The organism is Streptomyces sp. NPDC001678 (assembly GCF_042892945.1).
In the GTDB taxonomy this organism is placed as follows: domain Bacteria; phylum Actinomycetota; class Actinomycetes; order Streptomycetales; family Streptomycetaceae; genus Streptomyces.
The window spans coordinates 220927-241894 of record NZ_JBIAUP010000008.1 but is presented as its reverse complement, the minus strand read 5'-3'; the positions used below and the strand labels follow the sequence as shown (position 1 = coordinate 241894).

Below are 20968 nucleotides of genomic sequence, written 5' to 3'. Positions count from 1 at the left end.
CGACGCACCGCCATTTCCCGGCTGTCAGTGGCGGGTGGCAGGATCGGAGGCATGTCGGATCAGCCATCCCACGCCCCCTATGACGCCCTCCTGTTGCTCTCCTTCGGCGGGCCCGAGGGACCGGACGACGTCGTCCCGTTCCTGGAGAACGTCACCCGCGGCCGGGGCATCCCCCGCGAGCGGCTCAAGGAGGTCGGGCAGCACTACTTCCTCTTCGGCGGCGTCAGCCCGATCAACGACCAGAACCGCGCCCTGCTGCACGCCCTGCGCGAGGACTTCGCGACGCTGGGCGTCGACCTCCCGGTCTACTGGGGCAACCGCAACTGGGCGCCGTACCTGACCGACACGCTGCGCCGGATGGTGACCGACGGCCACCGCCGGGTGCTCGCCCTGACCACCAGCGCCTACGCCTCCTACTCCGGCTGCCGGCAGTACCGGGAGAACCTCGCCGACGCGCTGGCCACGCTGGAGGCCGAGGGCCTGCCCCTGCCGCGCGTCGACAAGCTGCGGCACTACTTCAACCACCCCGGCTTCGTCGCGCCCATGGCCGAGGCGACGCTGGCCGCGCTCGCCCGGCTGCCCGAGGAGGTCCGGGCCGGCGCCCATCTGGCCTTCACCACGCACTCCATCCCCACGGCCGCCGCCGACACCTCCGGCCCGGCCGAGGGCCACGGCGACGGCGGCGCCTACGTCGCCGAGCACCTCGACGTGGCCCGGCTCGTCGCGGAGGCGGTGCGCGAGGAGACCGGCGTCGAGGACCGCCCCTGGCGCCTCGTCTACCAGTCCCGCAGCGGCGCCCCGCACATCCCCTGGCTCGAGCCCGACATCTGCGACCACCTGGAGGCGGTGAGCGCCGAGGGCGCGCCCGCCGTCGTCATGGTGCCCATCGGCTTCGTCTCGGACCACATGGAGGTCAAGTACGACCTCGACACCGAGGCCACCGCCAAGGCCGCCGAGCTGGGCCTGCCCGTGGCCCGGGCCGCCACCGTCGGCGCCGACCCGCGCTTCGCCGCCGCCGTCCGCGAGCTGGTGCTGGAGCGCGCCGCCACCGAACGCGGCGAGCGGCCCGAGCGCTGCGCGCTGGGCTCGCTCGGCCCCTCCCACGACCTCTGCCCCGTCGGCTGCTGCCCGGCGCGGGCCCCGCGCCCGGCCGCCGCCGGCGCCGACAGCCCGTACGCGTAAGGAGCCACTGGACCGTGACCGTGAACGACGCCCCCGACGCCCCGGACATCCCCGACGCCCTCAAGGACGAGCTCCTGGCCGTGGCCCTGGAGGCCGCCGACCGGGCCGGCGCGCTGCTTCGCGACGGCCGGCCCGCCGATCTCGGCGTGGCCGCCACCAAGACCAGCCCCATCGACGTCGTCACCGAGATGGACATCGCCGCCGAGAAGCTGATCACCGGCTTCCTCGCGGAGCGCCGCCCCCACGACGGGCTGCTGGGCGAGGAGGGCGCCAGCACCGAGGGCACCAGCGGGGTGCGCTGGGTGATCGACCCCCTCGACGGCACGGTCAACTATCTGTACGGGCTGCCGTCGTGGGCCGTGTCGATAGCCGCCGAGATCGACGGCGAGGCGGTCGTCGGCGTCGTCGCGGCGCCGATGCGCGGCGAGACGTACCACGCCGTGCTCGGGCGGGGTGCCTTCGAGGGGGAGCGACGGCTGCGCTGCCGGCCCGCACCCGCCTTCGCGCAGGCCCTCATCGGCACGGGCTTCGGCTATCTGACGGCCCGGCGTGCCGCCCAGGCGGAAGTGGTGCGCGCGATCCTGCCGGAGGTACGGGACATCCGCCGCGGCGGCGCGGCGGCGATCGACCTGTGCGACGTCGCCTCCGGCCGGCTCGACGGCTACTACGAGCGCGGGCTCAACCCCTGGGACTACGCGGCGGGCGCCCTCATCGCCCGCGAGTCCGGCGCCCTGACGGGCGGCCGCCCCGGGGTCCCGGCCTCGGGCGAGCTGACGATCGCGGCCGCCCCGGGCCTCTTCGAGCCGCTCCGGGCACGGCTGGAGGAGCTGGGAGCCTGGCACGACTAGCCCCGCGGGCGGCTTGGAGGGACGTATGGCGGGGCATGGTGCCCCACCCGCCGTACCCGCCCCGCAAGCGCAGGCGCCCCCGGCACGGGACATCCGTGCCGGGGGCGCTCCGCGCTGTGCGGATCAGAGCTGTGCGGATCAGACTTGTACGCCGTGCTCCGCCGCCAGGCGGTGAAGCTCGTCGAGCTCCGCCTGTTCGACGTCGGCGAGGTAGTCGTCGCCCGTGCGACGGGCGTGGTCGAGGTCGGACCGGGTCATCTCTATGCGCTGCAGAATGCCAGCGGTGAACGCGTCCATGGTGCTGCGCCCCCTCGTCGTGGGTTGGCGGCACGGGGGTGTGCCACGGCGAAAACGATCACTGCGTGGTGTACCCGCGTACGCGTAGGCGTACGGAGAAGCGTGATCGCGGGTGTGCAGACGTCTTCCCCACCCCGGTCCGGGCGGAAACCTGCGGCCGCCGAAGAATCCGGAATCCTTCCCAGGCAGACCGCCAGGCACCCCTTACAGCCGGTTTACCGACATCCGAGGCAGGATGGAGGGACCCATCAGGGACATCACGCCTGCCCACACGGGCCAAGAGGAAGGAACAGCGCCGTGCGCGTACTCGTCGTCGAGGACGAGCAACTGCTCGCAGACGCCGTCGCCACCGGACTGCGCCGGGAAGCCATGGCCGTCGACGTCGTGTACGACGGAGCCGCCGCCCTGGAGCGCATCGCCGTCAACGACTACGACGTCATCGTGCTCGACCGCGACCTGCCGCTCGTCCATGGCGACGACGTCTGCCGCAAGGTCGTCGAGCTCGGCATCCCCACCCGGGTCCTGATGCTGACCGCCTCCGGCGACGTCAGCGACCGGGTGGCCGGCCTGGAGCTCGGCGCCGACGACTACCTTCCCAAGCCCTTCGCGTTCAGCGAGCTCACCGCGCGCGTCCGGGCGCTGGGCCGGCGCACGACCGTCGCCCTGCCGCCCGTGCTGGAGCGGGCCGGCATCAAGCTGGACCCCAACCGCCGCGAGGTCTTCCGCGACGGCCGTGAGGTGCAGCTGGCGCCCAAGGAGTTCGCCGTTCTGGAGGTGCTCATGCGCAGCGAGGGGGCCGTGGTCTCGGCCGAGCAGCTGCTGGAGAAGGCCTGGGACGAGAACACCGACCCGTTCACCAACGTCGTCCGGGTCACCGTGATGACCCTGCGCCGCAAGCTCGGCGAGCCTCCGGTGATCGTCACCGTCCCGGGCTCGGGATACCGGATCTGATCGGCGATGCCCGTCACCCCCACCCCGCAGGCGGTCCCGCAGACCCCGCCGAAGCCCACCTGGGACCCCCAGCAGCCCATCGTCCGCCCGTTCCCCTGGTTCCGTCCGACCATCCGGATACGTCTCACCCTGCTCTACGGCGGGATGTTCCTGATGGCCGGCGTGCTGCTGCTGACGATCATCTACCTGCTGGCGGCGAACGCCCTCGACGTCGGCAGCCAGCCGCTGATCAAACTGACGGGCGGCACCCAGTTCGCGGTCGAGAATCCGAGTCTCTGCCCCCAGCTCGGGGACGTCTCCACCTACCAGGAGGCGAACCACGTCCTGAGCGCCTGCCAGGCGAACCTGCGGGCCATGGCGCTCGACACGCTCCTCAAGCGCTCCCTCCTCGCCCTACTCGGCCTCGCCGTGATCGCCTTCGCCTTCGGCTACGCCATGGCCGGCCGGGTCCTCTCCCCGCTGGGCAAGATCACCCGGACCGCCCGCCGGGTGGCCGGCACGGACCTGAGCCGGCGGATCGAGCTGGGCGGCCCGGACGACGAGCTCAAGGAGCTGTCGGACACCTTCGACGAGATGCTGGACCGGCTGGAGCGCGCCTTCACCGCCCAGCAGCGCTTCGTCGCCAACGCCTCGCACGAGCTGCGCACCCCGCTGGCGATCAACCGCACCCTGCTGGAGGTCAGCCTCTCCGACCCCGGGGCCTCCCCGGAGCTCCAGCAGCTGGGCAAGACGCTGCTGGCCACGAACGAGCGCAGCGAGCAGCTCGTGGAGGGCCTGCTGCTGCTCGCCCGCAGCGACAACGAGATCGTGGACCGCAAGCCCGTGGACCTCGCCGAGGTGGCCTCCCGGGCCCTCGACCAGGCCCGTGGGGAGGCCCAGACCAAGGGCGTGGAGCTGCGCGGCACCCGGCAGCCCGCGGTCGTCCAGGGCAACGGCGTGCTGCTGGAGCGGATCGCGCTGAACCTCGTGCAGAACGCGGTGCGCTACAACACCCCCGACGGCTGGGTGGAGGTCACCACCCAGGCCCTGCCGGGCCAGGCCGTGCTGATCGTGGAGAACACCGGCCCGGTCGTCCCGGCCTACGAGGTGGACAACATCTTCGAACCCTTCCGTCGGCTGCGCACGGAGCGTACGGGCAGCGACAAGGGCGTCGGCCTGGGGCTGTCCATCGTGCGCTCGGTGGCCCGGGCGCACGGCGGGCGGATCACCGCGGAGCCGCGTGAGGGAGGTGGCCTGGTCATGCGGGTCGTCCTGCCCACCTGACCGGTCCGGCCCGGGCGGTGGCCGGGCGAGGGGATCTGCGACAATAGGTCCCTCGCGGGTTCGCTTTGGGCGGAATTCATCCGGTCCGCCCGGCACTGCGGCTGTGTGTGATCGGTCACATACGCAGACTTCCGGCCATCTACTCTCCGTGATCGACAGTCCCGGGAGAACGCCTGAAAAATGGGGGTTTCCGGGGGTCCTGATCACGGGAAGTACACGGAATGGCGTGGCCGCGCACGGCATTTCGACCGTGTACGGTCCCCATCGACACCCGTCCCGATCACCTCTTCAGGTGTGCGGTTGGGTGTCGATTGAGTAACAGACCTTGATGTGAGGCAAAATCTCCGCCTCGGGTCGGGCACAAGTCCGGCCTCTCACGCGTTACGTGCGCTGGAGATACCGCAGACACCCAGAGGGGGAGAGCGACATGGCAACGGACTACGACACCCCACGCAAGACCGATGACGACGTCGACAGTGACAGCCTGGAAGAACTGAAGTCCCGGCGGAACGACAAGTCCTCGTCGTCGGTCGACGTCGATGACTTCGAGGCCGCCGAGGGCATGGAACTGCCCGGCGCCGATCTTTCCAACGAGGAGCTGGCCGTCCGGGTCCTGCCCAAGCAGGCCGACGAGTTCACGTGCATGAGCTGCTTCCTCGTGCACCACCGCAGCCAGCTCGCCGGTGAGAAGAACGGCCAGCCGATCTGCCGCGACTGCGAGTGAGGCGAGGGTCTGCCATGGCAGGCTCGAACCCGTTCCGGAAGCGGCGTTCCCAGCGGCCCGGGCTGACCTCCGGGCCCGTCGAGAACGCCCCTGGCGGCACGGTCGAGGCCGCTGCCGACCCGACCGCCGAGCGAGGCCGTACGGCCTCGCTCGCCGTCGTCGTCGGCCAGGAGGCCGCCGCGCGGCTGCGCAAGGGCGGCCGGGGAGCCCGGGCGGGGCTCACCGCCGTAGCGGACCGGATCATCGCGAACGCTCCACGCATCCCGGTGCGTGATCTCGCGACTCTTCGCACACAGTTCCCCGGCCTCGGGCCGGAGGAGCTCGCGGACAAACTGGTGGCCGGTGCCGTCTACGGCACCTCCACCGTGGGCGCGGGCATCGGGGCGGCGGCCATGCTGCCCGTGCCGCCCGCCATGCCCGCCGAGCTGGCGGCCGAGGTCATCGCCGTGGCCGCCGTGGAGTACAAGCTCATCGCAGAGCTGCACGAGGTGTACGGCGTCCGGGCCCCCGGCAGCGGGCGCCAGCGGGCCGTGGCCTACCTCGGAGCCTGGGCCGACGAGCGTGGCATCGACGTCACGTCCCCCTTGACCGTCAATGCCGCGCTCGGGGGCCAGCTCCGTCGCGAGCTGCGCCAGCGGGTGCTGAAGCGCACCTTCCGCAACCTCCCCAACCTCACGCCGTTCATGATCGGCGCGACCGTCGGCGCGGTGATGAACCGCCGGGACACCAAGCGCCTCGCCGAGAAGGTCCGCGCGGACCTCCGCAATCAGCAGGTCCCCTGGGACGAGCTCGCGGGCACGCCCTCGGAGCCGCCGGACGAGGGTCTGGGCCTGGCCTGACCCGCAGGACCGGCCCACAAGGGCCTCCAGGGACCTCTCAGGGACCTCCCAGGGGCCCGTGTGGCCCTTGTGGGTGACCGCCCCGGCTCCGTAGCCACGCCGGGGCTGCGCGGCCGTCCTTACGCCCGTACGGCCTCGACGGCGGCGGCCAGCCGCTCGGGGAAACGCGTGGAGAGATAGAGGTACGGAGTGGGGTCCGCCGGGTCGGTGACCTCGATCCGCACCGCCGTGGGCACATAGCCGCGCAGCAGCATGAAGGCGCGGGTGTCCGCCTTGTGGGTGCGCCAGGCGCGGGCCTCCTCGGCGTCCAGCACCTGGGGCACCCCCAGCGCCGCGACGGGGATCTTCGCGTCCCCCGCCACCAGGGCGTCGCCGACCACCCGGATCCGCGCGGAGCCGTACGAACTGACCGCCATCGCGGCCAGCGCCGAGCCGCCGATCAGCCCGCCCAGCATCGGCAGGGTGCCCAGCGGCAGCAGGATCAGCGCCATGGCGACGCCGGCCAGGACCGCGATGACCCACCAGGAGCGGGGCGCGGTCAGGCGTTCTTCGTAAGGCTGCATACGCACAAGCTTGGCACGGACGGGACCGGGCCCCGTTCACGCGGGTAAGGTCAGCCCCTGTGAGTGGACGAACGACAGCGCTGACACCGCCGGCCGACGCACGGCCTCCGGTGCGGCACCCCGAAGCCCCCGCGCCCGGAGAGATCATCGGGTCGCACTACGAACACTGCTTCGGCTGCGGCGGCGGTCAGCCGCACGGGCTGCACCTGGAGACGCGCGCCGGCGAGGGGGTGAGCGTCACCGCCGAGTTCCGGGTCAGGGAGGCCCATCAGGGCGCTCCCGGCCTGGCCCACGGCGGTGTGCTGGCCACGGCCCTGGACGAGACCCTGGGCTCGCTGGGCTGGCTGCTGCGCACCATCGCGGTGACGGGGCGGCTGGAGACGGACTTCACGCGTCCCGTGCCGGTCGGCACCGTGCTGCACCTGACGGCCGAGGCCGTCGCGGTGCACGGCCGCAAGATCTACTGCACGGCCACCGGCCGCATCGGCGGCCCGGACGGCCCGGTCGCGGTGCAGGCGGACGCGGTGTTCATCGAGGTCAAGGTCGACCACTTCATCGAGAACGGCCGCAAGCAGGAGATCCAGGCCGCCCTCGCCGATCCCGACCAGGTGAAGGTCGCCCGAGCCTTTGAGGTGAACCCGTGAGCGTCGTGCCCCGTCCGCAGCTGGACGTCCTGATCCGCCGGGTCGACCCCGAGGTGCCCATTCCCTCGTACGGGCACCCCGGTGACGCGGGCTGCGACCTGGTCACCACCGAGGCCGCCGAGCTCGCCCCCGGCGAGCGCGCGGTGCTGCCCACCGGCATCTCCATCGCGCTGCCCGACGGCTACGCGGCGTTCGTCCACCCCCGGTCGGGCCTGGCGGCCCGCTGCGGGGTGTCCATGGTCAATGCCCCGGGCACCATCGATGCCGGGTACCGTGGAGAGATCAAGGTGATTGTGGTCAATCTGGACCCGCGCGAGAGCGTCCGGTTCGAGAGGTTCGACCGCGTCGCCCAATTGGTTGTCCAGCAGGTCGAGAAGGTCCGCTTCCACGAGGTGGCGGAGCTTCCCGGCTCGGCGCGGGCCGAAGGGGGCTTCGGGTCCACCGGTGGCCACGCTGCCGTGGGGAATGGATTCGCTTCGGTCGCCTGCGACCGGGAAGGACAGTGACGTGTTCGGTCGTCGCCGCAAGCGCAGCGAGGACGTTGTCGATCGTATCGACGACGTGGCCTCCGAGGAGTTGACTGAGGACTCCCGGGCCGCAGAGGCCACCGCGGCCGAGAGCCGGATCCGGCTGGAGCCGGGGCCGCGCCCCGACGGTCCGTGGGACGCCTCCGAGGTCGGGGACCCCGCCGAGGGCCGGGTGGACCTGGGCGGACTGTTCGTGCCCGGCGTCGAGGGCATGGAGCTGAGGGTCGAGGTCGCCGGTGACGCCATCGTCGCCGCGACCGTGGTGCTGCGCGACAGCGCCGTCCAGCTCCAGGCGTTCGCCGCCCCCAAGCGCGAGGGCATCTGGGGCGAGGTCCGCGAGGAGATCGCGGCCGGCATCACCCAGCAGGGCGGTGTCGTGGACGAGGTCGAGGGTCCGCTCGGCTGGGAGCTGCGGGCCCAGGTGCCCGTGGCGCTGCCGGACGGCACCCAGGGCGTCCAGCTCGTCCGTTTCATCGGCTGTGACGGTCCGCGCTGGTTCCTGCGCGGTGTGATCTCCGGCCAGGGCGCGGTGCAGCCGCAGACCGCCGGGCTGCTGGAGCAGGTCTTCCGGGACACCGTCGTGGTGCGCGGGGAGTCCCCGATGGCGCCGCGCGACCCGATCGTCCTGAAGCTGCCCGACGACGCGCAGATGGTCGCCGAGGGGCTCCAGCAGCAGGAGGAGCCGGGCTCCCGCTTCGCGGGCGGCGTGGACCGTCTCCAGCGCGGCCCGGAGATCTCCGAGATCCGCTGACGCCCGCCCCCGAGGGGCTCGTTTACGGCCGCCAGGCGGCCGGAACATGCCGTTTCACTGGGCCGGAACCCGTATTACGGGTTCCGGCCCAGTGGCGTTTTCGGAGTGTTTCCGCAGGTCCACGAGGTCTGCGTAAGGATCTCGTCAAGGGGGCGCTAATGGCCGTAAGGGAGGCGTCAACGGAAGTGCTACCGGGCGGTAGTGGAGGTTTCCTCTAGAGGTCCGTTCTTCCGAACCTCTCTAGGAGCACACGATGGCCGATGTGGCCTTCGTCGTCACCACCGTCGCGGTCTTCGTGCTGGTGGCTCTCGTCGCCAAGGGGGTGACGAAGCTGTGACCGCCGAGAACATCGTCGGCCTCGTCGTGGCCGTCGCCCTGCTGGGCTACCTGATCCTCGCCCTCGTTTTCCCGGAGAGGTTCTGAGCACAGACATGAGTCCCGTCCTCTCCGGAATTCTTCAGCTCGTCGCGCTCATGGGCGCGCTGGCCCTGGTCTACGTCCCGCTCGGTGACTACATGGCCCGGGTCTACAGCTCCGAGAAGCACCTGCGCGCCGAGAAGGTGATGTACCGCCTGATCGGTGCCGACCCGAACGCCGAAATGCGCTGGCCCGCCTATCTGCGCGGCATCCTCGCCTTCTCCGCGGCCAGCGTCCTCTTCCTCTACCTGCTCCAGCGGGTCCAGGGCGTACTGCCCAAGTCGCTCTCGCTCGGCTTCACCGCGATCAGCCCGGACCAGGCGTTCAACACCGCCGCCTCGTTCGTGGCCAACACCAACTGGCAGTCGTACTCCGGCGAGCAGGCCATGGGCCACGCCGTGCAGACGCTCGGCCTCGCGGTGCAGAACTTCGTCTCCGCCGCCGTCGGCATGGCCGTCGCCGTCGCCCTCGTCCGGGGCTTCGCCCGCTCCCGCACCGGCGAGCTGGGCAACTTCTGGGCCGACCTGGTGCGCGGCACGGTCCGCATCCTGATCCCCATCTCGGTGATCGGCGCGCTGGTCCTCGTCGCGTGCGGCGCCATCCAGAACTTCGCCGGCATCCACGACATCGGTCAGCTGGCGGGCGGCACCCAGCAGGTCAACGGCGGCGCCGTGGCCTCGCAGGAGGTCATCAAGGAGCTGGGCACCAACGGTGGCGGCTACTTCAACGCCAACTCCGCCCACCCGTTCGAGAACCCCAACGCGTTCACGAACCTCTTCGAGATGTTCCTGATCCTCGTCATCCCCTTCGCGCTGACGCGGACCTTCGGCAAGCTCGTCGGCAACGTCAAGCAGGGTTACGCGATCCTGGCGACGATGGGCTTCATCTGGCTCGCCTTCACCGTGCTGATGATGTGGACCGAGTACGCCGGCCACGGCGCGGCGCTCCAGGCCGCCGGCGGCGCGATGGAGGGCAAGGAGCAGCGCTTCGGCGTCGGCGCCTCCGCGATCTTCGCGACCACGACCACGCTCACCTCGACCGGTGCCGTGGACTCCTTCCACTCCTCCTTCACCGGCCTCGGCGGCGGTATCACCCTGCTGAGCATGATGCTCGGCGAGATCGCCCCCGGTGGTGTCGGCTCCGGCCTCTACGGCATGCTCGTGATGGCGATCATCGCGGTCTTCATCGCCGGCCTGATGGTCGGCCGTACGCCCGAGTACCTCGGCAAGAAGATCGGCACCCGTGAGATCAAGCTCGCCGCGTGCTACATCCTCATCACCCCGACCCTGGTCCTCGGCTTCACCGCGCTGTCCATGGCGCTGTCCACGCCGCCGAACTCGATCCTCAACGGTGCGGCGAACTCGGTGAACAACAGCGGGGCCCACGGCTTCTCCGAGGTCCTGTACGCCTTCACCTCCGGCGCCAACAACAACGGCTCGGCCTTCGCGGGCCTGAACGCCAATACGCAGTGGTACAACACCACGATCGGCCTCGCGATGCTGCTCGGCCGCTTCCTGCCGATGGTCTTCGTCCTGGCGCTGGCCGGCTCGCTCGCCGAGCAGAAGCCCGTCCCCGAGACCGCGGGCACCCTGCGCACCGAGAAGCCGCTCTTCGCGGGCCTCCTCGTCGGCGCGATCCTCATCATCACCGGCTTGACCTACTTCCCGGCCCTGGCCCTTGGCCCGATGGCGGAGGGACTCTCATGAGCACGACCACCCCTGTCCGACCTACGTCCGAGGACCCCAAGGACGTCCAGCCGCACGGCGATCACGAGGCCGGCCGGGTCTCCGGCGGCCTGTTCGACCCGGCCCAGCTGGTCAAGTCCCTGCCGGACGCCTTCAAGAAGCTCGACCCGCGGGTCATGGTCAAGTCCCCGGTCATGTTCGTGGTCGAGGTCGGCTCGGTGGTCACCACCGGCCTGGCGCTGAAGAACCCGGGCGACTGGTTCGGCTGGACGATCACGATCTGGCTGTGGCTGACCGTCCTGTTCGCCAACCTCGCCGAGGCCGTCGCCGAGGGCCGCGGCAAGGCCCAGGCCGACACCCTGCGCAAGGCCAAGACCGACACGGTCGCGCGCCGCCTCACCGTCGACGGCCGGGGCGAGGAGTCGGTGCCCGGCACCGAGCTGCGCGTGGGCGACCTGGTCGTCTGCGAGGCGGGCGACATCATCCCGGGCGACGGCGACGTCGTCGAGGGCGTGGCCTCCGTCGACGAGTCGGCCATCACCGGCGAGTCGGCCCCGGTCATCCGGGAGTCCGGCGGCGACCGCTCGGCCGTCACCGGCGGTACGAAGGTCCTCTCCGACCGCATCGTCATCAAGATCACGACCAAGCCGGGCGAGACCTTCATCGACCGGATGATCAACCTGGTCGAGGGCGCCGCCCGCCAGAAGACGCCGAACGAGATCGCCCTCAACATCCTGCTGGCCTCGCTCACCATCGTCTTCCTGCTGGCCGTCGTCACCCTCCAGCCCTTCGCGATCTACGCGGGCGCCGAGCAGACGATGATCGTGCTGGCCGCCCTGCTCGTCTGCCTCATCCCGACGACCATCGGCGCGCTGCTCTCCGCGATCGGCATCGCGGGCATGGACCGGCTCGTCCAGCGCAACGTCCTGGCGATGTCCGGGCGCGCGGTGGAGGCCGCGGGCGACGTCTCGACGCTGCTGCTCGACAAGACCGGCACCATCACCTACGGCAACCGCCAGGCCGCCGAGTTCGTGCCCGTCAAGGGCACCATGGCCGCCGAGGTGGCCGACGCCGCCCAGCTCTCCTCGCTGTCCGACGAGACGCCCGAAGGCCGCTCGATCGTCGTCCTCGCCAAGGAGAAGTACGGCCTGCGCGAGCGCCACGAGGGCGAGCTCGTCGGGGCCGAGTGGATCCCCTTCACCGCCCAGACCCGGATGTCGGGCGTGGACGTCGACGGCCGCAAGGTCCGCAAGGGCGCGACCGGTTCGGTCCTGGCCTGGGTGAAGGAGCGCGGCGGCACCATAGCCGACGACGCCACCAAGCTCACCGACGACATCTCGCAGGCCGGCGGCACCCCGCTGCTGGTCGCGTTGGAGGACGCCAAGGGCGCCCGCGTCCTGGGTGTCATCCACCTGAAGGACGTCGTCAAGGAAGGCATGCGCGAGCGCTTCGACGAGCTGCGTGCCATGGGCATCAAGACCATCATGATCACGGGTGACAACCCGCTGACGGCGAAGGCCATCGCCGAAGAGGCCGGTGTCGACGACTTCCTGGCCGAGGCCACGCCCGAGGACAAGATGGCGCTGATCAAGCGTGAGCAGGCCGGTGGCAAGCTCGTCGCGATGACCGGTGACGGCACCAACGACGCGCCGGCGCTGGCCCAGGCCGACGTGGGCGTGGCCATGAACACCGGTACCTCGGCCGCCAAGGAGGCCGGGAACATGGTGGACCTGGACTCCAACCCCACCAAGCTCATCGAGATCGTCGAGATCGGCAAGCAGCTGCTGATCACCCGAGGCGCGCTGACGACGTTCTCCATCGCCAACGACGTCGCGAAGTACTTCGCGATCATCCCCGCGATGTTCGCCGTCGCCTACCCCGGCCTCGACAAGCTCAACATCATGAGCCTGGCGTCGCCGAAGTCCGCGATCCTCTCCGCCGTCATCTTCAACGCGCTGATCATCGTGGCCCTGGTGCCGCTCGCCCTCAAGGGCGTGCGCTACCGCCCGATGAGCGCGGACGCCATGCTCCGCCGCAACCTGCTGATCTACGGACTGGGCGGCCTGGTCTCCCCGTTCATCGGCATCAAGATCATCGACCTGCTCATCTCCCTCATCCCTGGCATCGGGTGACTACCGTGAACAACTCCGTACAGAACACGCTCCGTCTGGTCGGCGCCGGGCTGCGCGCCCTGCTCGTCCTCACGGTGGTCTGCGGTGTGATCTACCCGCTCGTCGTCACCGGCGTCGCCCAGGCGGCCTTCAACGACAAGGCCAACGGCTCCGAGATCAAGGTCGACGGCAAGTCCGTCGGATCGGAGCTCCTCGGCCAGAGCTACAACCTCGCGGACAAGAAGGACAAGGACGGCAACCCCCTGCCGGACCCCAAGTACTTCCAGCCCCGCCCCTCGGCGGCCGGCCCCAACACCGAGAACACCCAGTACAAGCTGCTGGTCTCCGGTGCCTCCAACCTCGCCGCCGACAGCAAGGTCCTGCTCTCCAATGTCGAGCAGCGCCGCGCGGACGTCGCCGCCTTCAACGGCGTCTCCCCGTCCTCGGTGCCGGTGGACGCCCTGACGGCCTCCGCCTCCGGCATCGACCCGCACATCTCGCCCGACTACGCCCGGCTCCAGGCCAAGCGCGTGGCGAAGGCCAACGGCCTGCCGGAGGCCAAGGTCGAGAAGCTGGTCGAGGACCACGTCGACGGCCGGCTCCTCGGCTTCATGGGTGAGGAGCACGTCAACGTCCTCCAGCTCAACGTGGCCCTGAAAGAGCTCGCCAAGGGCTGACGCCCCCTCCGGTGAGCCGCGTCCGGCACCGACGGCCCGGCCCCCTCGTCACCTCGCGCGTTCGCGGTGACCGGGGGCCGGGCCGTTCGCCGTTCGTGGCGTACTGTCAGGCCGTCGGCTCGAAGGGGCCGTCGTCAGCCCGCCACCGGCTCCGCCCGGACCCGTGCCGTGGCGACGGTCAGGCAGTCGTCGGCGAAGGTGAACTCGGCGTCGACACGGCGGCCTTCGAGCACATCGGGCATCCAGTGCCCGTTGTCGTCCCACATGGCCCCCAGCGGCAGCGCGTCCACCGGGTACCAGGCGGGTGCGATCTCGTCGCACTCGCGCGGGGTGCCGGTGGCCGTGTCGGTGACGAAGACCGTCACCTCCTGGTCGTGGTCCGGGCGGGCCGGGAAGCGGAAGACGAGCTTCCCCGCCGGCCGCAGCGCCGACTCGGGCACGACCAGCGAGGACTCCTCCCGCAGTTCGCGCACCGCGGCACGCGCCGGGCTCTCCCCGGCCTCCACGTGGCCGCCGAGGCCCACGATGTTGCCCACGCCGAAGCCCCGCTTCTTCCGGCCCAGCAGCACCTCCCGTTCGCCGTCGGCGGTGGTCCGGATCACCAGGCACAGACACATCGGTGTCAAGGTCATGCCCCGCATCATCGCGCACTCCCTGGCGGTACGACCCGCGTTCGCCCCACCTGACCCACCCATACGCGGGGCGGCTCGCGCGTCGAAGGGAAAAGGCGCGGCGTTCCGGCCCGCGGCAGGGCACTGTAGGGGCGTGGCCTCCTTACCTCAGCAGTCCCATGTCGCCTCGCCCGCACCGCACATGATCGTGTGCGGTGACGACGGCCTGGCGCCCCGGCTCGCGGCGGAGCTGTCCGGTGTGCACGGCGAGCGGGTCGTCCTGGTGCTGCCGCCCGCCCGCGACGACCGGCGCCGCCCCGTGGCGGTGGCGGGGCGGGCCGCCGCGCTCTTCGGGCGGATGACCGGCGCGGTCGGACGGGGCGTGAACGGCCCCAACGGCTCGTCCGGTCCCAACGGCTCGTCCGGCGCGAACAGGCCGACGGGTTCCAGCAGGTCGACCGGCCCCAACCGGGCGACCGGGCCCGACGGTTCGTCCGGTGGGGCGGTACGGGTCGTGGAGGCCGCCGAGCCCGACGACGAGGCGCTGACGGAGGCCGGAGTCGAACGGGCCGTCGCACTGGCGCTCGTCCATGACGACGACGAGACGAACGTCAACGCCGCGATGCGCGCCCGGCGGCTCAACCCCCGGCTGCGGCTGGTCATCCGGCTCTACAACCGCCGCCTCGGCCAGTACCTGGAGGAACTCCTCGACCAGGCCGCCCTCGTGGGCGACGCGGACGCCGGGACCACCACGGTGCTCTCCGACGCCGACACCGCCGCCCCGGCGCTGGTGGCCGCCGCCGTGACGGGCACCAGCAAGGCCATCGAGGCGGGGGACCTGCTGCTGCGGGCCGTGGAACGGCCCGCGCCGCCCCCGGGGCGGGACGGGGGCGACGCCGCGCCCGGGACGCTCACCCTCGCCCTGCTCTCGGACGGCGACGGGCCGGTGCTGCTGCCTGACGAGCGGCAGGTGGCGCGGGCCGGCCGGCGGGGGCGCGTCGTGCTGGAGACCGTGCGGTACGCGGCGGCGCCGCCACCGCCGTCCTCGCGGTTCGCGGCGGCGCGCAGTCTGCCGCTGGGTTCGTTCTTCTCCCCGCGGCTGCGCTGGGCGCTGGTGGGGCTGGCGGCGGCCGTGTGCGGGCTGGCGGTCGCGTCGTGGCTGGTGACGGGGGAGGAGCCGGTGCACGCGGCGTATCTGTCGCTGCTGGACCTCTTCGCCATCAACGATCCGGCCATCGGGCAGCCCATGGGGCGGCAGATCCTCCAGCTGCTGTCCGGGCTGCTGGGGCTGTTGCTGCTGCCGCTGCTGGTGGCGGCCGCCCTGGAGGGCCTCGGTACGTTCCGGTCCGCCTCGGCGCTGCCGCGGCCGCCGCGCGGGCTGTCCGGGCACGTGGTGCTGCTGGGGCTCGGCAAGATCGGGGCGCGGGTGCTGGCCCGGCTGCGGGAGCTCGGCATCCCGGTGGTCTGCGTGGAGCGCGACCCACAGGCCCGGGGCGTCGCCCTGGCCCGCTCGCTCCGGGTCCCCACGGTCATCGGCGACATCACGGAGGAGGGCGTCCTGGAGGCGGCCAAGATCGCCGACAGCCGCACCCTGCTGGCGCTGACCAGTAGCGACATCACAAACCTGGAAGCCGTTCTGTACGCGCGAGGCGTCAAACCCGACCTTCGAGTGGTCATGCGGCTGTACGACGACCGCTTCGCCGGCGCGGTCTACCGCACCCTGCGGGACTCCCACCCCCAGGCGCTGACCCGCAGCCGCAGCGTCTCCTCCCTGGCGGCCCCGGCCTTCGCGGGCGCGATGATGGGCCGTCGGATCCTGGGGGCGGTCCCCGTCGAGCGGAAGGTCGTCCTCATCGCCGCCGTGGAGGTCGAGGGCCACGCGGCGCTCGAGGGCCGTACGGCGGGGGAGGCGTTCCGCCCCGGCGCCTGGCGGGTCCTCGCCCTGGGCGGCCCGGAGGGGACGCCGCGCTGGGACCCGCCGCCCGGGCACGTCCTGGGCCCCGGGGCCCGGGTGATCGTGGCCGCGACCCGGGAGGGGCTGGCGGACCTGCTGGGCCGCCGCCCCCGCTCCCGTACGGACGCGGACGGCGGCCGGACCGGCTGAGGGGGCGCGTCGGCGGGCCCCGGCGGCCCGCCCCCGGCCCTCCGTCCTACGCGCTTCCGGTCCTGCCCACCCGCCTCCGGTCCTGCGCGGCGGCCCGGCGTCCACGCCGGCTCACCACACGTCCCCCGGCCGCCAGTCGCAGACGAGCTCGCCCTCCAGGTCCGGCCCCGGCGCGGCCACCGGAAGGACGTAGACGCTCCCGGCCTCCTCCGGGATGCGCCGCATCCCGGACGGGGCGAGGACCGACAGCGGGCCGCGCCACTGGCGCCAGCCCCGGCCCATGTACAGCGTGGCCGCCCCCTCCGAGGCGCCGAGGGCGCCCAGCTCGTACGCGCCCCGCCGCAGCACCCCCTCCAGCGCCGCCATCACCGCCGACGCGAGGCCCTCGCGGCGGCGGTCCGCGCGCACGGCCACGGCCTCGACGTAGCCCGTGCGCAGCGCGCGGCCGCCGTGCAGCAGCCTGCGCTGGACCAGGGAACCGTGGGCGAGGAGGACGCCGCCCTCCCACACCGTGGCGTGGATGCCGCACAGCGCGTGGTCCCAGTCGTCGTCCGAGAAGCGGCCCTCGAAGGAGTCGTCCAGCAGGGTGCGGATCGCGGCCAGTTCGGCGGCGGTGAGGTCGGAGGTGTGAGCGATGCGCGGCTCGGGCATGGGGCGGGGCCTCCTCGCGTCGGCGGGGGTGGTGGATCGGTGCGCCGGGGTCCCGGCCGCGTCATTGTCGCCGGGGCGACCGGAGCGCCGCACCGGGTTTCCGCGCACCGGGCTTCGCCGCCCGGGCTTCACCGCCCCCGGCCGCCGTCGCGCCTCCGACCTGCGGCGGGCGGTCACGGCCCGACGCGTCAGGACTGCGTCAATACCTGCCGCCCGACCGGCTACCGCCCGAAATGTCCAAAACCCTGGCCGTAAGGTCGTGAATACGCGACAGCCTGCACACCGTCGCGACTCGTGAAAGACAATAGGGGCCATGGGACGCGGCAACCTCCGGATCTACCTCGGCGCGGCACCGGGCGTCGGCAAGACCTACGCCATGCTCTCCGAAGGGCATCGCCGGGTGGAACGTGGCACCGACATCGTGGTCGGCTTCGTGGAGCACCACGGCCGTCCGCGCACCGAGGTCATGCTCCACGGCCTGGAGGAGGTGCCCCGGCGGGAGCTCGTCTACCGGGACTCGCGCTTCACCGAGATGGACGTGGACGCGATCCTCGCCCGCCGCCCCGCCGTCGCCCTCGTCGACGAGCTCGCCCACACCAACGTCCCCGGCTCCCGCAACACCAAGCGCTGGCAGGACGTCGAGGAGCTGCTCCAGGCCGGCATCGACGTGATCTCCACCGTCAACATCCAGCACCTGGAGTCGCTGGGCGACGTGGTCGAGTCGATAACCGGCGTCCGCCAGCGCGAGACCGTCCCCGACGAGGTCGTGCGCCGCGCGGGCCAGATCGAGCTGGTCGACATGTCGCCGCAGGCCCTGCGCCGCCGCATGGCACACGGCAACATCTACAAGCCCGACAAGGTCGACGCGGCCCTCTCCAACTACTTCCGCCCCGGCAACCTGACCGCCCTGCGCGAGCTGGCCCTGCTGTGGACGGCCGACCGGGTCGACGAGTACCTGCGGCAGTACCGCACCGAGCACGACGTCTCGACCATCTGGCACGCCCGCGAGCGCATCGTCGTCGGCCTCACCGGCGGCCCCGAGGGCCGTACGCTCATCCGCCGCGCCTCCCGCATGGCCGCCAAGGGCTCCGGCAGCGAGATCCTCGCGGTGTACATCGCCCGCAGCGACGGGCTGACCTCCGCCTCGCCGAAGGAGCTGGCCGTCCAGCGCACCCTGGTCGAGGACCTGGGCGGCACCTTCCACCACGTCATAGGGGACGACGTCCCGGCCTCGCTGCTGGAGTTCGCGCGCGGGGTGAACGCCACCCAGATCGTGCTCGGTTCCAGCCGCCGCAAGACCTGGCAGTACATCTTCGGGCCCGGCGTGGGCGCGACCGTCGCCCGCGACTCCGGCCCCGACCTCGACGTCCACATCGTCACCCACGACGAGGTCGCCAAGGGCCGCGGCCTGCCCGTGGCCCGCGGCGCCCGGCTCGGCCGGGGGCGGATCGCGGCCGGCTGGCTGGTCGGCGTGGCCGGCCCGGCGCTGCTCAGCCTGCTGCTGACACGGATGGTCCCGGACCTCGGGCTCGCCAACGACATGCTGCTGTTCCTGTGCACGACGGTCGGCGCGGCCCTGCTCGGCGGCGCGTTCCCGGCGCTGGCGTCGGCGGCCTTCGGCTCGCTGCTGCTCAACTACTACTTCGTCGAGCCCGTCCACCAGTGGACGATCACGGACAGCAAGAACATCGTCGCGATCACGATCTTCGTCTTCGTGGCGATCTCCGTGGCGTCCGTCGTCGACGTCGCCGCGCGCCGCACCCACCAGGCCGCGCGGCTGCGCGCCGAGTCGGAGATCCTCTCCTTCCTCGCCGGCAGCGTCCTGCGCGGCGAGACGAGCCTGGAGGCCCTGCTGGAGCGGGTCCGCGAGACCTTCGCCATGGAGTCGGTGGCACTGCTGGAGCGCGCCAGCGAGGTCGACCCCTGGACGTGCGCGAGCAGCGTCGTCACCAACAGCGGCAAGCCCCTGCTGCGTCCCGAGGACGCGGACGTCGACATGCCCGTCGGCGACAACATGGCCCTCGCGCTCTCCGGCCGGGTGCTGCCCGCCGAGGACCGCCGGGTGCTGGCCGCCTTCGCCGCGCAGGCCGCGGTCGTCCTGGACCGGCAGCGGCTGGTGGACCGGGCGGAGGAGGCCCGCACGCTCGCCGAGGGCAACCGCATCCGCACGGCCCTGCTGGCCGCCGTCAGCCACGACCTGCGGACCCCGCTGGCCGGCATCAAGGCCTCCGTCACCTCGCTGCGCTCCGACGACGTCGCCTGGTCGGAGGAGGACGAGGCCGAGCTGCTGGCCGGCATCGAGGACGGCGCGGACCGGCTCGACCACCTCGTCGGCAACCTCCTCGACATGTCCCGCCTCCAGACCGGCACCGTCACCCCGCTGATCAGGGAGATCGACCTCGACGAGGTGGTCCCGATGGCGCTGGGCGGCGTCCCCGAGGGCAGCGTCGTCCTCGACATCCCCGAGACGCTGCCGATGGTGGCCGTCGACCCCGGCCTGCTGGAGCGGGCCGTGGCGAACATCGTGGAGAACGCGGTCAAGTACAGCCCCGACGGCTCCCGGGTCCTGGTGTCCGCCAGCGCCCTGGGGGACCGGGTCGAGGTGCGGGTCGCCGACCAGGGGCCCGGCGTCCCGGACAGCGCCAAGGACCGTATCTTCGAGCCCTTCCAGCGTTACGGCGACGCGCCGCGCGGCGCCGGCGTCGGCCTCGGTCTCGCGGTCGCCCGCGGCTTCGCCGAGGCCATGGCCGGCACGCTGGCCGCCGAGGACACCCCCGGCGGCGGGATGACCATGGTCCTGACCCTGCGGGCGGCCGCCGGCCGGCCGCCCGTACGGCCGGACCTCCCGGCCCAGGCCACCTCGTGAGGCCCGGGCCGGGGCACGGCCCCCGTAGCAACCCCGACGGAATCCCGGGCCCCCGTGGCGGTGCCCGCATGAACAGCAGAGGTGGTTCAGCATGAACCGGGTGCTCGTGGTGGATGACGAGCCGCAGATCGTGCGCGCGCTCGTGATCAACCTCAAGGCGCGGAAGTACGAGGTCGACGCCGCGCCCGATGGCGCCACCGCACTCCAGCTCGCCGCCGCGCGCCACCCCGACGTGGTCATCCTCGACCTCGGCCTGCCCGACATGGACGGCGTCGAGGTGATCAAGGGCCTGCGAGGCTGGACCCGGGTGCCGATCCTGGTGCTCTCCGCCCGCCAGACCTCCGACGAGAAGGTCGAGGCGCTCGACGCGGGCGCCGACGACTACGTCACCAAGCCGTTCGGCATGGACGAGCTGCTGGCCCGGCTGCGGGCCGCCGTGCGGCGGGCCGAGCCGACGGGCGTGTCGGCGGCGGGCGACGACGCGATCGTCGAGACCGAGGGCTTCACGGTCGACCTCGCGGCGAAGAAGGTCAACCGCGGCGGCAAGGACGTACGCCTCACGCCGACGGAGTGGCACCTGCTGGAGGTGCTGGTACGCAATACGGGTCGTCTCGTCAGCCAGAAGCAGCTGCTCCAGGAGGTCTGGGGGCCGTCGTACGGGACGGAGACGAACTACCTGCGGGTATACATGGCCCAGCTCCGCCGCAAGCTGGAGCTCGACCCCTCGCACCCCAAGCACTTCATCACGGAGCCGGGGATGGGGTACCGGTTCGAGGTGTGAGCGAGGTACGAGGGGGACCGCGCCGGGAGCGTCGGGACTGATCCCGTCCGCGTGGGCCCCCGGTACGCTGGGGACATGAGTGCCGTACCCCGTTCCGAGAAGCCGACCGGCCGTTTCCGCCGGATGCTCGACCGGCTGTCGTCCTCCCAGGAGGAGCTCCACCACGCCGAGCTTCAGCAGGACACGGAGGCCACGGGCTGCACCCGAATCTGCGACTGCGACGACCGTGACATCGTCAAGGTCACCGGCACGCTGCGGACGGTCACCCTCCGGCCCCGTGCCGGGGTGCCCGCGCTGGAGGCGGAGCTGTTCGACGGCTCGGCCGCGCTGGACGTGGTCTGGCTGGGCCGTCGTTCCATCGCGGGCATAGAGCCCGGCCGTAAGCTGATCGCTTCCGGCCGGATCTCGATGAGCCGTGGCCGGAGGGTGCTGTTCAATCCCCGATACGAACTCCGACCGCTCGGACAGGAGTAGCC

At 72.0% G+C, this 20968-nt stretch carries 20 protein-coding genes; 17 read left to right on the top strand and 3 right to left on the bottom strand.

What is annotated here, in order from left to right:
• Positions 1–51 precede the first annotated feature (51 nt).
• The 6 genes from ACFYZR_RS19295 to ACFYZR_RS19270 all read left to right on the top strand — a co-directional run bounded on the left by ACFYZR_RS19295 (position 52) and on the right by ACFYZR_RS19270 (position 6104).
• Positions 52–1182 (top strand): ferrochelatase, encoded by a 1131-nt coding sequence (locus tag ACFYZR_RS19295; RefSeq protein ID WP_391911709.1) that lies wholly within the window; start codon positions 52–54, stop codon positions 1180–1182.
• A gap of 14 nt (positions 1183–1196) precedes the next feature.
• Positions 1197–2030 (top strand): inositol monophosphatase family protein, encoded by an 834-nt coding sequence (locus ACFYZR_RS19290; RefSeq protein ID WP_391911707.1) that lies wholly within the window; start codon positions 1197–1199, stop codon positions 2028–2030.
• 594 nt (positions 2031–2624) lie between these two features.
• The gene (locus tag ACFYZR_RS19285) at positions 2625–3278 is read left to right on the top strand and encodes a response regulator transcription factor (RefSeq protein WP_311610920.1); all 654 of its coding nucleotides are present in this window, start codon (positions 2625–2627) and stop codon (positions 3276–3278) included.
• A 6-nt stretch (positions 3279–3284) separates the two neighbouring features.
• Positions 3285–4541, top strand: coding sequence for a sensor histidine kinase (locus ACFYZR_RS19280; protein WP_391911705.1), 1257 nt, complete (start codon positions 3285–3287; stop codon positions 4539–4541).
• 427 nt (positions 4542–4968) lie between these two features.
• On the top strand, positions 4969–5265 hold the full coding sequence (locus ACFYZR_RS19275) for a DUF4193 domain-containing protein (protein WP_229355835.1): 297 nt from the start codon (positions 4969–4971) through the stop codon (positions 5263–5265).
• Between the two features lie 14 nt (positions 5266–5279).
• Positions 5280–6104, top strand: a complete 825-nt coding sequence (locus tag ACFYZR_RS19270) for a hypothetical protein (protein ID WP_391911703.1) — start codon at positions 5280–5282, stop codon at positions 6102–6104.
• A 119-nt stretch (positions 6105–6223) separates the two neighbouring features.
• Here the strand turns inward: ACFYZR_RS19270 and ACFYZR_RS19265 are convergent, their stop codons facing one another.
• Complete coding sequence (locus tag ACFYZR_RS19265; RefSeq protein ID WP_391911701.1) at positions 6224–6667, bottom strand: DUF3093 domain-containing protein; 444 nt, start codon at positions 6665–6667, stop codon at positions 6224–6226.
• 59 nt (positions 6668–6726) lie between these two features.
• On the opposite strand from ACFYZR_RS19265, the gene ACFYZR_RS19260 reads away from it, so the two are divergent.
• The 7 genes from ACFYZR_RS19260 to kdpC all read left to right on the top strand — a co-directional run bounded on the left by ACFYZR_RS19260 (position 6727) and on the right by kdpC (position 13479).
• Positions 6727–7311 (top strand): PaaI family thioesterase, encoded by a 585-nt coding sequence (locus ACFYZR_RS19260; protein WP_391911699.1) that lies wholly within the window; start codon positions 6727–6729, stop codon positions 7309–7311.
• A 5-nt stretch (positions 7312–7316) separates the two neighbouring features.
• Positions 7317–7817 carry a dUTP diphosphatase gene (gene dut, locus ACFYZR_RS19255; RefSeq protein ID WP_189449694.1) on the top strand — a complete coding sequence of 167 codons (501 nt, stop codon included), beginning with the start codon at positions 7317–7319 and terminating at the stop codon, positions 7815–7817.
• A 1-nt stretch (position 7818) separates the two neighbouring features.
• On the top strand, positions 7819–8589 hold the full coding sequence (locus ACFYZR_RS19250) for a DUF3710 domain-containing protein (protein WP_391911697.1): 771 nt from the start codon (positions 7819–7821) through the stop codon (positions 8587–8589).
• A gap of 333 nt (positions 8590–8922) precedes the next feature.
• Positions 8923–9012, top strand: coding sequence for a K(+)-transporting ATPase subunit F (gene kdpF / locus ACFYZR_RS19245; protein ID WP_043188605.1), 90 nt, complete (start codon positions 8923–8925; stop codon positions 9010–9012).
• Positions 9013–9020: 8 nt separating this feature from the next.
• Positions 9021–10712: a potassium-transporting ATPase subunit KdpA gene (gene kdpA / locus ACFYZR_RS19240; protein ID WP_391911695.1), complete on the top strand. Its 1692-nt coding sequence runs from the start codon at positions 9021–9023 to the stop codon at positions 10710–10712.
• Complete coding sequence (gene kdpB / locus ACFYZR_RS19235) at positions 10709–12823, top strand: potassium-transporting ATPase subunit KdpB (protein WP_391911693.1); 2115 nt, start codon at positions 10709–10711, stop codon at positions 12821–12823. Before kdpA ends, kdpB begins: the two co-directional genes overlap by 4 nt.
• Positions 12824–12828: 5 nt before the next feature.
• On the top strand, positions 12829–13479 hold the full coding sequence (gene kdpC / locus ACFYZR_RS19230) for a potassium-transporting ATPase subunit KdpC (RefSeq protein ID WP_391911691.1): 651 nt from the start codon (positions 12829–12831) through the stop codon (positions 13477–13479).
• A 134-nt stretch (positions 13480–13613) separates the two neighbouring features.
• Here the strand turns inward: kdpC and ACFYZR_RS19225 are convergent, their stop codons facing one another.
• Complete coding sequence (locus tag ACFYZR_RS19225) at positions 13614–14111, bottom strand: 8-oxo-dGTP diphosphatase (protein ID WP_391911689.1); 498 nt, start codon at positions 14109–14111, stop codon at positions 13614–13616.
• A 181-nt stretch (positions 14112–14292) separates the two neighbouring features.
• Here ACFYZR_RS19225 and ACFYZR_RS19220 point away from each other — a divergent pair, with 181 nt between their 5' ends.
• Positions 14293–16194 (top strand): NAD-binding protein, encoded by a 1902-nt coding sequence (locus ACFYZR_RS19220; protein WP_391911890.1) that lies wholly within the window; start codon positions 14293–14295, stop codon positions 16192–16194.
• A 111-nt stretch (positions 16195–16305) separates the two neighbouring features.
• Here the strand turns inward: ACFYZR_RS19220 and ACFYZR_RS19215 are convergent, their stop codons facing one another.
• Positions 16306–16845, bottom strand: coding sequence for a GNAT family N-acetyltransferase (locus ACFYZR_RS19215; protein ID WP_391911687.1), 540 nt, complete (start codon positions 16843–16845; stop codon positions 16306–16308).
• Positions 16846–17158: 313 nt separating this feature from the next.
• Here ACFYZR_RS19215 and ACFYZR_RS19210 point away from each other — a divergent pair, with 313 nt between their 5' ends.
• The 3 genes from ACFYZR_RS19210 (at position 17159) to ACFYZR_RS19200 (ending at position 20966) form a co-directional block, all read left to right on the top strand.
• Complete coding sequence (locus tag ACFYZR_RS19210) at positions 17159–19711, top strand: ATP-binding protein (RefSeq protein ID WP_391911685.1); 2553 nt, start codon at positions 17159–17161, stop codon at positions 19709–19711.
• Between the two features lie 91 nt (positions 19712–19802).
• Positions 19803–20492, top strand: a complete 690-nt coding sequence (locus ACFYZR_RS19205) for a response regulator (RefSeq protein WP_311610898.1) — start codon at positions 19803–19805, stop codon at positions 20490–20492.
• A 75-nt stretch (positions 20493–20567) separates the two neighbouring features.
• Positions 20568–20966 (top strand): OB-fold nucleic acid binding domain-containing protein, encoded by a 399-nt coding sequence (locus ACFYZR_RS19200; protein WP_229358002.1) that lies wholly within the window; start codon positions 20568–20570, stop codon positions 20964–20966.
• Positions 20967–20968: the final 2 nt, after the last annotated feature.